The organism is Alkalibacterium sp. m-11 (assembly GCF_054658155.1).
Genome location: NZ_BAAGIR010000263.1, coordinates 1 through 1,303, shown reverse-complemented (window position 1 = coordinate 1,303; position 1,303 = coordinate 1). Strand labels below are relative to the sequence as shown.

1 protein-coding gene is annotated in these 1,303 nt (G+C 36.1%); it reads left to right on the top strand.

Features of this window, described 5'->3' with window-relative positions:
* Positions 1–195: 195 nt before the first annotated feature.
* Positions 196–1,303: transposase (locus ACYQ2O_RS12290; RefSeq protein WP_459796705.1), on the top strand; the 1,108-nt coding region annotated here is incomplete at its 3' end.

The following is a 1,303-nucleotide window of genomic DNA, read 5'->3' as shown; positions in this document are numbered from 1 at the left end:
TTTGAATTTACCCAAAATTTTATGATTTCCTGAACGGTGACAAAAGCCCGAGGTATACACATGTGGAAAACATGGTATCCTCGGGCTTTTGAGCAGTCCACAGCTTAAATCTGTGGACTAATTTCATCCTGTTATCTGTTATAATTGAATCACTACAAAACAAAAAAACAAAACAGGAACTGAGGTTATTTTACCATGAATTCTACAGAAATTTATCAAACAAAGCGAAGTTTAATCACTTTTTTAGAAAAACTGACCGAAGGTCTTTCTAAACCACGAAAGAAATTTTACAGTGATATTTTATATGGCATGTCTAAGGCTCAAAATACCCTGTTATCAGATATTGCACGAGCGTTAGAAGAAAATATTGACTTGCAGTACACCATTAAACGCTTATCTCGTAATGCTTCTGAAGAGAATGACTTGAAAGAGCTCCATCATAATTATTTAAATGGCCTAAGAACATCTATACCGGATAACCCTTTGGTTATCGTTGATGAATCAGAAATTGTTAAACCTTATGCCGAAAAGATGGAACATTTAGCTTTAGTCCGTGATGGGTCAAAGAATGTTTTAGAGAAAGGCTATCCTACAATCAATTTTTCAATGGCTACACTGAAAACGAAACATCCCTTGCCTCTGTATAATCATTTGTATTCTTCCAAGGAGAAAGATTTTCACAGTCAAAATATTGAAATAGCCAAAGGCTTTAATACAGTCACTTCGTTTTTAGGAAAGAAAAAGGCTACTTTCGTTATGGATCGTGGTTATGACACCAATACGATATATGAGTATGTCCAAGATATCGGCCATCACTTCATTACGCGACTAAAGGATAATCGTTATTTACTACATAGAAATCGTCGCGTGAAAGTCCCTGACTTAGCGCATCGTCGGAAAGGAAAAATCAACTTTAAGACGGAAATTCAAGGTGATGAATATAAATTAAAGGTTAGTCATATTAAAGTTAAGTTGCCTGTGTTAAAAGATTCCCCTCTTAATATGGTTGTTGTCTATGGCTATGGCGAAAAGCCAATGAAACTATTAACGAATCACTCCATCAATGGGAAGGACGATGTCCTTCGAATTCTGAAAAGTTATATTACTCGCTGGCGAATTGAAGAACTCTTTCGTGTTCAAAAGGAAGAGTTTCAATTAGAAAAAACGCGAACAATGACGGTCAGTTCATTACGCATTCTGTATACACTGATGAATTGTCTTGTTGGGCATTATTCGTTGGCCATTGAAAAGAGTAACTACCATACACAAACAGTCTTAGCACGGGCACGACCTTCAAACAAAC